The sequence below is a fragment of the Alteromonas sp. 14N.309.X.WAT.G.H12 genome (assembly GCF_036697315.1).
Taxonomy (GTDB): domain Bacteria; phylum Pseudomonadota; class Gammaproteobacteria; order Enterobacterales; family Alteromonadaceae; genus Alteromonas.
This window is the reverse complement of sequence record NZ_JBAHZB010000116.1, coordinates 1-10,616: the sequence shown is the minus strand read 5'-3', so window position 1 is coordinate 10,616 and position 10,616 is coordinate 1. Positions and strand designations below refer to the sequence as shown.

General features: G+C 46.1%; 9 protein-coding genes. All 9 read right to left on the bottom strand.

What is annotated here, in order from left to right; all coding sequences use genetic code 11:
* A partial coding sequence (locus V5298_RS17955) for a YeaC family protein (RefSeq protein WP_332932807.1) occupies positions 1 to 164 on the bottom strand: 164 nt, incomplete at its 3' end.
* A complete protein-coding gene (locus V5298_RS17950) occupies positions 161 to 490 on the bottom strand; it encodes a hypothetical protein (protein ID WP_332932806.1) in 330 nt (109 codons plus the stop codon). The genes V5298_RS17950 and V5298_RS17955, both read right to left, overlap by 4 nt.
* Before the next feature lie 116 nt (positions 491 to 606).
* The gene (locus V5298_RS17945; RefSeq protein WP_332932805.1) at positions 607 to 2,271 is read right to left on the bottom strand and encodes an AGCS family amino acid carrier protein; all 1,665 of its coding nucleotides are present in this window, start codon (positions 2,269 to 2,271) and stop codon (positions 607 to 609) included.
* Positions 2,272 to 2,308: 37 nt separating this feature from the next.
* Positions 2,309 to 3,436 (bottom strand): M14 family metallopeptidase, encoded by a 1,128-nt coding sequence (locus tag V5298_RS17940; protein WP_332932804.1) that lies wholly within the window; start codon positions 3,434 to 3,436, stop codon positions 2,309 to 2,311.
* Between the two features lie 164 nt (positions 3,437 to 3,600).
* Positions 3,601 to 5,046 carry a glyceraldehyde-3-phosphate dehydrogenase gene (locus tag V5298_RS17935; RefSeq protein ID WP_332932803.1) on the bottom strand — a complete coding sequence of 482 codons (1,446 nt, stop codon included), beginning with the start codon at positions 5,044 to 5,046 and terminating at the stop codon, positions 3,601 to 3,603.
* Positions 5,047 to 5,569: 523 nt separating this feature from the next.
* The gene (gene msrB, locus V5298_RS17930; RefSeq protein ID WP_332932802.1) at positions 5,570 to 5,977 is read right to left on the bottom strand and encodes a peptide-methionine (R)-S-oxide reductase MsrB; all 408 of its coding nucleotides are present in this window, start codon (positions 5,975 to 5,977) and stop codon (positions 5,570 to 5,572) included.
* 12 nt (positions 5,978 to 5,989) lie between these two features.
* Positions 5,990 to 7,537, bottom strand: coding sequence for an NADP-dependent phosphogluconate dehydrogenase (gene gndA, locus V5298_RS17925; RefSeq protein ID WP_332932801.1), 1,548 nt, complete (start codon positions 7,535 to 7,537; stop codon positions 5,990 to 5,992).
* A 138-nt stretch (positions 7,538 to 7,675) separates the two neighbouring features.
* Entirely contained in the window at positions 7,676 to 9,751 is a 2,076-nt protein-coding gene (glgX, locus tag V5298_RS17920; RefSeq protein WP_332932800.1) for a glycogen debranching protein GlgX, read from the bottom strand.
* 14 nt (positions 9,752 to 9,765) lie between these two features.
* Positions 9,766 to 10,616 (bottom strand): alpha amylase C-terminal domain-containing protein (locus V5298_RS17915; protein ID WP_332932799.1); only part of this gene is annotated, 851 nt, incomplete at its 5' end.

Genomic DNA, 10,616 nt, shown 5'->3' with positions numbered 1-10,616 from the left:
GATTTCTCGATTTTAGACTGATAAAGTAGCACTGCTTGCATGGAACTTTCACGTTGTTCTTCCGAAAGCACTGTACCATCGGGCCATTTACCCGTTTCTACCGCTTGACGCAAACGCTCATAAACCGCCGGCGTCATCGCCGCTAATAACGCATCTATATTCATGATGAAAATCGTTTAATAATGACAAGTCTGACACGGTTGACAACATACCACAAAAACCCAATTACGGTGGCTAAAATAGCAAGGTTATGTTGCAATTCGCCGGGTTGAGTACCGCCCCAATACATAAAACCAAAACCGGTAACAAAAAGTAATACCGCTAACAACGAATGATTTTGAATACGTTGCTGCTTTTTGTAACGCTGCAGATTTTGTTTACGCAAAATATCTTCTGATGATGCATCCCCAACTCTAAACTGACAATGGGGGCATTCCTGGGCTTTGTCAGATATTTTCTTATTACATGATGGACAATCAATAAGTGCCATTGGGGCTCCTGTTAATTTGGTAGACTTAAATGGGTGAAGATCAAATAATAAAAAAGGACACATCTGTGTCCTTTTTAAGGCCAAACGCAGGTTAAGCGTCAGGCCTTAATAGCCCGTTATTTTTCGTTTCGGACTTTTTCCCAATATTCATTCACCGTTTGTTTCATTTCTTTGCTTAGCATGATTATACCAAACAGGTTCGGTAGTGTCATAACCACGATAGCCACCGCCGATAGCGCCCACACTAAGGTGGTATCGCTAAACGATGCCCAAACGAACCCAGCGACATAGATCACACGATAAGGCATAACCGAACGGGGGCCTAATAAATAGGTCATCGCCCTGTCACCGTAATAAGACCAAGCAATGGCTGTGGAAAACGCGAACAACATTAATCCAATGGAAACAATATACTGGCCATAATCACCAAAATAACCACGGTTAAAGGCGATTGTGGTAAGGGCTGCAGAATGTACCAGGGACTTCCCTTCTATAACCACATTGTCTTTGACGGGCTTACCCTCTTTAATTTGCAATGTACCGGTAAAGGGATCATCACCATCAAAGGAGTAAGTGACATCTTCTGCCACCGAACGAGAATTGATCAGTGTAAAGCCGTCGCTAACTGCCGTACCGTTTACCACCGACACTGAACCGGTATAAGGTTCAACTACGTTGTCATCCAAGCCATTTAGGTATTTGTATAATGCCTGGGTATCTGCACTATTGTTATCATTATATTCACCCTGTACAAAATACATGTCGGAGCGATCAAACACATTTTCATGTTTTTCTTTCCACACCCCTGAAGACAGAATAACCAAGCCAGTTACCGTACAAATAAGAATGGTATCAATAAAAGGTTCCAGTAAAGACACCATACCTTCAGATGCGGGTTCGCTGGTTTTCGCTGCAGCGTGGGCAATAGGTGCAGAGCCTTGTCCGGCTTCGTTTGAAAATAACCCGCGGTTTACACCCCGATTAAAGGCATAGGCTAACGAAGCGCCTAAAAAGCCCCCGGCGGCGGCAGAACCAGAAAAGGCATCGCCAATGACAGCCGCAAATGATGGCCCAATATTTTCGGCATTGGCAAAAATAACGGCCAGCGCCCCAATCAGGTAAATCACAGCCATAATGGGCACAATTTTAGCGGTAAATGCGGCAATACGCTGAATACCGCCCAAAATAACCAAGGCCAGCAAAATACCCAGTACGCTTCCCACAATCACCGGATCAATACCAAATGTTGCTTCAATACTTTGGGCAATACCGTTACTTTGGGGCAAGTTACCCGTCCCAAACGAACTAATCACTGTGGCAATGGCAAAGGCAACCGCTAACCATTTCATGTTTAGGCGGCGATCCATATAATACATGGGCCCACCGGCCATGGTGCCGTCTTCAGTTTTAACCCGGTATTTGTGTGACAAGGTCACTTCTACAAATTTGGTCGTCATACCCAAAAATGCCGTGGCCCACATCCAAAATAATGCCGCCGGACCACCAAGAAAGATCGCGAAAGCAACACCACTGATATTACCCGTGCCTACCGTACCAGAGAGGGCGGTGGTAAGGGCTCTAAAATGGGTGGTATCGCCCTCTTCCCCTTCTTTATCGTATTTCCCCGTTACCACCAACCACGCATGTTTAAAAAAGCGGATTTGTGGAAATTTAAGATAAATGGTGAAGAATAATCCCACCCCAAGTAACACGAACGGAAACCAACCCGCTCCCCCTAACATGCCATCCAGTGACACAAGAAAATGATATAAACCTTCCAAGCTCTAATCCCCTCAACATATTGTTGTTATTTTATTATTAGCGTAGTGATGACACTACAGCACGAATGGCAATCAGTAAATCCTCACCGAGTTGGCGACAGCGCTGAACAGACCAGCCGAACACCGGATCGGGTAGATTTTTATTATCTTTAAAAGGCATTTCAAGTGTATAGGCCAAACAATCAAATTGATAGGCCACAGCATTGGAGGCGACGGAGAGATTCGCTTTGTTTGGTTTATCTTTGGGATACCCGTATTGATCTTGAAATTCCGGCGTCGCCGTTAGCAACGCCGCTTTGAAAGTATCTTCTAAATTTTTTAAACGAGCAGAATAACCCGGTACGCCTTCACTGCCAGCAACGAAATTGTACGGTAAGGCTTCATCGCCATGCAAATCGAGATACATATCTACCCCGATCTCTTTCATGGCATTTAATACGTATAACACTTCCGGGCTTTTTTCTGCGCTAGGCGATGCCCATTCCCGATTGAGGTTGGTTCCCACCGCATTGGTACGAAGGTGTCCCCGTGCCCCACCATCTGGATTCATATTAGGGATCACATAGAAAACCGCGTCGTCGAGCAGTTGGCGAGCTAAACCATCTTCTTCATCTAATAATCGATACAATAAGCCTTCGGCACACCATTGGGCCATTGTTTCACCTGGATGCTGCCGTGCGGTGATCCAGATTTTTTTCTTATTAGGCAAGGGTTCGCCAATAACCAGCATGTTCATGTCTCGGCCATCGAGAGTTTGTCCAAGCAAGCGATGCTCACAAAGTAAAGACGTTTGAATATCGCCGATAAGATCCAAATGGCGCTCGTAGCTATAGGGAATAAAGTAGGCAAAGTAGACCGCCGGTTGTTCCAACGTCAGGGAAAAGCGTAAATTGTCACCATCAAACGCACTGCTTACACGAAACCAAGTTTTGCGATCATAAGATGCGAGCACGTTATAGTCTTGCCACCCTTGGGGATAAGCGGATTTAGCCAATTCTGTCAAGGTTAAATGGTATGTGGTGAAAGCGTCGCCATGAAGACGGAAATGAAACCACTGGTAGAATTCAGACTGATTGTCTTGGTTGATGCGAAGTGTAATATTATCCGGAGAGGTCGCGTCGATAACAGTAATGTTGCCGCTATCAAATTGACTCGAAATATGCATTTTTCTGTCGTGTCCTATGTATTTTTGCAATGTAATTTATCATAGACACAAACCCAAATACTATGTTTACCGATGACTGCTGCCTTCAAGTGGACGAGAAACGTACATATAAAGAAAAATCCGGTACAGAGATCTGCACCGGAAACACACCTGCGGTAAAATTGCTATGCAGGTAACGTTGGGAAAGTAACGCCAGCCATGTCGCGAACCACCCGCATAACCTGACAGCTGTAGCCAAATTCGTTGTCATACCAGACGTACAACGTGAGACGGTTGTCAGCCACAATGGTCGCTTGAGAATCTACCACACTGGCTGCCCGTGAGCCCACTAAGTCAGTGGAAACAATTTCCTTACTGGCGGTGTAATCTATCTGGTGTTGTAACGAAGAAAACAGCGCGGTATCGCGCAAGAACTCATTCACCGCCAGCTTATCTGTTGACGTTGAAAGGTTAAGATTAAGGATGGCCAAAGACACATTGGGCGTTGGTACACGAATCGCGTTGCCCGTTAATTTACCCGCCAGCTTTGGATATGCCTTAGCCACCGCTTTAGCCGCGCCGGTTTCCGTGATCACCATGTTTAGTGGCGCACTGCGACCCCGTCGATCCGCTTTATGATAATTATCGATAAGATTTTGGTCATTGGTGAAACTATGTACTGTCTCTACATGACCAGACTCGATACCGTATTCTTCATCCAAGGCTTTTAATACAGGTGTGATGGCGTTTGTGGTACAACTGGCCGCAGAAAGGATAGTATCACTTGGCAAGATGTCATCATTGTTGACACCATGAACCACATTTTTAATATCCCCTTTACCCGGCGCGGTTAACAGGGCTTTACTCGCCCCTTTAGCTTGCAGGTGTAAACCCAAGCCTTCTTTGTCCCGCCACATTCCGGTATTGTCCACAACAATCGCATTCTCGATACCGTACTGGGTATAATCCACCTGGTCAGGACTGTTTGCGTAGATCACCTGAATATAAGAACCATTCGCTTTGATCGCCTGACGTTCGTGATCCACAGTAATACTACCGTTAAACGGTCCATGAACGGAATCCCGTCTTAGTAAACTGGCGCGTTTTTCCAGATCACCGTCTTTTCCACCACGCACCACAATTGCCCGCAAGCGTAATTTGTTCGCCTGGCCTTGACGTTCAATCATCAATCGCGCTAACAAACGGCCTATACGGCCAAATCCGTAAAGCACCACATCTTGTGGCGCTTGACTGTCGGCTTTATCCACCACAGATGACAGACTGTCACGCAAGTAAGCGTCTAAATCATTGTTATCTACGGCACTGCCGTAATGGAAGTCAAAGGCCAGTTTACCTATATCGATCTGGGCTGGCGCAAGAGACATGGTGGTCAAGGCTTCCAGGATTGGGAAGCTTTCACGCAGACGAAGTTTTATTCCCTCATGTAGACGAACCTTGCGATGCGCCTTCACGATGTCAATCACACTGGCGCCAAGAAGCGAGTGTCCGTAAACCGAAATTTCCACCGAATGATTCCGATAAAGCTTACCAATGAGCGGTAGCATCATCTCTGCGTATTCCTGACGCTCTTGCCAGCTATCTTGCAATTCCTGTTCAAACTGTTGATTCATGCCCTTGCCTTCGTCGACTAAAAGTTTTTGTTCAACCACGCAGCAAATATAAATGTGTAGGGTACACCCGTGAAAAAACGTGTGTTCTGCATGGACCGCACCATTCTATGTAAAGGAATGATGAAGGCCAAACTGTTGAAAAATTTCTATTTATGGCGGTAAACCGTAAAAAACGCCCTTTCTTTAGTAATTTTCCACCAAAGCGAGCGTACTTTTTAAATTTATTGATCGGTTTGCATGTGAGGTGTTCAACGGGGAGTGAATCTTTATGCCCCACAAATTAAGGGAATACGAAGATGTAACAGAAGAACCATCAGTGTTTGCAGCCTATCTAGCTACCTGTGGCTTGTCATTACCTCGAGGTATAGCGGCAGGATCCCCTATTCCCTATTCACCCACCAATCTGTAAACAACTTTCAGAAAATAGCATGAAAATCAGGGAAGATAGCCAGACGTCAAACAAAAAAACACCGCGGGCAAGGCACGCGGCGTTCATTTTTTAACCAGATGTGAAACTATTCCATTACCCTGGAATGATCTCATCATCCTTCGTTTTTAAAGACACAGACAGAGAGTTCACACAGTAGCGCTGACCGGTTTGGGTTGGACCATCATCAAAAACGTGCCCAAGATGGGCATCACAGTTTTTACAATAGATTTCAACGCGCTTCATGCCAAAGGTGTTGTCTTCACGGTAACCGACGTTATTGTCCTCGGTTTGGGCGTCAAAAGAGGGCCAGCCACAACCAGAGTCAAATTTCGACGCCGACGTAAATAACACACACCCACAACATTTGCAGATATACTCACCGGGACGTTTTTCATTGAGTAAAGCCCCGGAATAAGGCGATTCTGTGCCCCCACGGCGAGTCACTCGGTATTCTTCGTCCGATAAGGAGGCTTTCCAATCTGAATCTGCAAAATTAGGCATTTTATTTACCCTCTATTTTTTAACCGCAATTTGTGGTCGAGCAGGATCGCTCCAGTCTAAATGGAACTTCTTACCCGCCGGTTTATCTACCCGCTGATAGGTATGGGCACCAAAATAATCACGCTGGCCCTGCAACAAATTTGCCGGTAAAACTGCGGTGCGATAAGCATCATAATAACTAAGGGCAGACATCATTGCCGGACAGGGGATCCCCGCTAACGTTGCCTGAGCGAGAGACTGGCGCCAATCCGATTGATATTCAGTAATCTGTTGGGAGAAAAAAGGATCAAGTAATAAATTATCCAACTCTTCATTATTCTCGTAGGCTTTAGCAATAGACTGTAAAAACACAGCGCGAATAATACAGCCTGCACGCCAGATACGGGCAATCCCGCCAAAATCCAGTTCCCATTTGTGCTCTTTAGAAGCAACAGCCATAAGCTGAAACCCTTGGGCATAGGCACAAATTTTAGAGCAATAGAGTGCATGCTCTAGCTGATTAATGGTGTTGCGTTTTTCCTCTTCCGACAGGGGTTTAACGTCAGGCCCCTGTAATACTTCGCTGGCTGCCACCCGCTCTTCTTTTAAACTTGAAATACTTCTGGCAAACACGGCTGCGGTAATGGTTTGGGCAGGACTACCGACTTGCAGGGCACTTACTGCAGTCCACAGTCCGGTGCCCTTTTGACCTGCTTTATCGAGAATCACATCCACCAAGGGTGCACCGGTTTGTGGATCCATCTGTTCTAAGACTTCAGCGCTGATCTCTATAAGATAACTGTTGAGTTTACCGTCATTCCACCGTCTGAATATTTGCGCTATTTCCGACGGTGACATACTCAACGCCGTACGCATGATTTGATAAGTCTCACAAATCAGCTGCATATCGGCATATTCAATACCATTGTGTACCATTTTCACGTAATGGCCCGCGCCAACAGGTCCAATATAGGTTGCACAAGGCTCCCCTTCTAAAACCGGCTTACCGGGAACAAAGGATTCAATGGGCAAGCCTGTATCGGCATCCACTTTCGCCGCAATGGCTTTAAGGACAGGCTCGATACGTGTCCAAGCATAAGGGTTACCAGAAGGCATCAAGGAAGGCCCAAAGCGCGCCCCTACTTCACCACCAGACACGGCAGTGGAAAAGAAGATAAATTTACTTTTATAGCGCTCTTCCCGCTCCACAGAATCTGTCCACAAACTGTTTCCGGTATCCACCACAATATCATCAGCCTGAACACCGGCATCGATGAGATGGGAACACACATGATCCACTGGCGCACCCGCCGGGACCGACAACATGATCATTCGTGGCGATGTGAGTCTACTTAGTAACTCGGTGTACGAACTACATCCTTCAACACGGGCAGCTTGGTCTCCCCGTTCTTGAACGTCTTTTTCGATAATACCGTCGACCTTGGCTTGGTCGAGGTCAAAACAGGCTACACGATAGCCATGATCCACCAGATTCAGTGTTAGGTTTGCCCCCATTACACCTAACCCGATAAAGCCGATATCACACTTCGATTCAGCTTGCTTTCCATCTTCTCTATACATTGACGTCACCTTACGTTACAGATGGCTGCGGATGATACCACCCGTGTTTATTCCTAACACTATCCATGTGTCGATTTTTCAGCGATTTTTTCATCAAACCTGACTGTTTGCTTAACGGCTAACCACCAGTAAACCCTGTTAAGTCAAACATTGGGTAAACTTGAACACCACGACACTTTTTGCGGCTTGTAAAAACACCCGTTGAATACAAATTTCAGGTTGTTCCTGCAAGGATCCATAACGGGTATCGATAATGAGTTGCCATGCCCCTTTTGGTGAAAGACTCGGTAGGTTGAAACGCCTATCTTGATCACTGGCATTAAAACACATAAACCAATGCTCTGTTTCCCCTTCATCTTGGGCAATACCTCGTATTTCCACGCCGAATGTCTGACTATTAGGCGACTGCCAATCTTCAGATTCTTTATCCTGACCATCGGGCTTATACCAACGGATGGCAGATACATTAATATCCAGCTGGAAGGTGTCATCTTCCATTTGTAGATGGGACAACAACCCACTCTTTTTACGCAATTCAATAACATATCGGCAAAAATGCAAAAAATCCGTCTGCCGCTTATTGAGTTCCCAGTTAAACCAACTAATGGGGTTATCCTGGCAATAGGCATTGTTGTTACCTTGCTGCGTCCGACTCAGTTCGTCTCCCCCCAAGATGTGCGGGGTCCCCTGGGACAAGAGCAAGGTGACAAACATATTCCGTTTCTGCTTCTCCCTAAGGGCGATAATTCCTTCGTCTTTGGTTTCCCCTTCATGGCCATAGTTTGCCGATAAATTATGGCCATGACCATCCCGATTATTTTCACCGTTTTCCTCGTTATGCCGTTCGGCATAACTGACCAGATCATGTAAAGTAAAACCATCATGATAGGTGATGTTATTCACCGATGTGGTAATGGGTCTTATGCCTTTATGAAAGATATCCGTTGAACCCATCAGTCGGGTGGCAAATTCCGCAGTAAATGCGTGATCACCACGCCAATAGGCTCTCACAGTATCCCGATATCGATCACTGGTTTCCAACCATGGCACGGGAAAGGCGCCAAGTTGATAGCCACCAGGACCAATATCCCAAGGTTCGGCAATCAGAACCACGTCTTTGAGCACCGGATCTTGACCAATGGCACGTATCAAGCCCGATTGAGAAGAAAAATGCTGGGGATCCCGTCCTAAACACACGGCCAAATCAAATCGAAAACCATCGATGCCAATATCCACAACCCAATGACGCATGGCATCCATGATCATCGTCATCATCATCGGCTGGGCAGTATTGACCGTATTACCACAACCGGAATGATTGCTGTACACCAACTTCCCGGACGGCGCTTGTTCAAGCAAATAAGCCTGTTGAGGACAAAAGCCCTTAAACGATAAGACAGGGCCGCCATCGCCGCCTTCTGCCGTATGGTTGTATACCACGTCTAAAATGACTTCGAGCCCAGCGTCATGATAAGCCTCTACCATGGCTTTTACCTCGGCCAGTGCGTCTGCTTTGGCATAACGGGGCTCAGGGGCAAAAAAATTAACCGGGTTGTAGCCCCAGTAGTTTGTTAACCCCTTTTCAGTAATGTAAGGCTCAGGCATAAAAGCCGCAATGGGCATAAATTGTACCGATGTGATCCCAAGGCTTAACAAGTGCTCAATCACCGCTTCATGGGCGGCACCCACGTAGGTTCCTCGATCCTCTTCTGGTACATAAGGATGAAGTTTGGTTAACCCTTTTACATGGGCTTCGTAAATAATGCGTTCATGGGGCTGATATTTAGGTCTTTTATCCTTACAGGGCCCCGTCTTGGCAACCACGACGGCTTTGGGGATCATAAAATGGGAATCATTTTCATATTGGCGGGCATTCCAGTGCAAAGGACGGCTAAGCTTTTGCGCATACGGATCAATCAGTAATTTATCCGTTGCACTGATATGCATAAAACCATCATTGCGCTCTACCCGATACCCGTACAGCTGACCTTCTTTAATTTTTGGCACAAAGCCATGCCAGATATCGCCGGTTTTAGCGGTAAGTATGAGTTCTACCAAAGGCTCTTCTGTATCACTTTGATAAAGACAAAGGATCACAGCGGTGGCACCCGGGCAGTAAACCGCAAAATTACACCCTTCTGCGTTAAGCGTAGCGCCTAAAGGAGACGCCAAACCTTTTTCCAACGGCCAAGTATTTGTAAAATCCTGCTGCACGATTTAAGTCGCTCCTATATGGCAATCCAATACACGGTGGAAAGCGGAGGAAGGGCTATTTCAATGGAATAGGGTTTATCATTCCACGATACTTTCTCTGCACTTACCCTTGTTGGCATTGGATACCCGCTCCCCCAATATTGACTGTCGTCCGTATTGAGTATGAGAGAATAATCTCCGGCTTTTTCCACGCCAACCCGAAAGCGATTGTGGGGTGTCGGTGTAAAATTACACACCACGATCACCCGCTGCTTGTGGTTCTTGGCTTTTCTGACAAAGGACAACACACTCAGTTCCGCATAGTTATGATCAATCCAGCTAAAGCCTTCATAATGATGATCTAACTCATACAATGCGGGAGTTGACCGGTATAAATGGTTTAAATCCCGATACAGCGTCTGTATCTTTTTATGTTTCTCATACTCGAGCAATGACCAGTCGAGCTCACTATCGTGATCCCATTCTCTAAACTGGCCAATTTCATTGCCCATAAAATTCAGTTTTTTACCCGGATGGCCGTACATAAAGGCGGCATAACAGCGTAAATTCGCCGCTTGTTGCCATTCATCACCGGGCATTTTCCCTATCAAACTGCCTTTACCGTGCACCACTTCATCATGGGAAATTGGCAACACAAAATTCTCATCAAACGCATACACCATGCTAAATGTCACTTCGCCATGATGATACTTACGATACGCCGGATCCTTGCTAATATAATGCAAGGTGTCATGCATCCAACCCATATTCCATTTAAAGCCAAAGCCCAGTCCACCTTCATACACCGGCTTTGATACCTGAGGAAAGGACGTGGATTCTTCGGCAATGGTCATAGCCCCCGGAAAGTGCTTATACACTTCCTGAT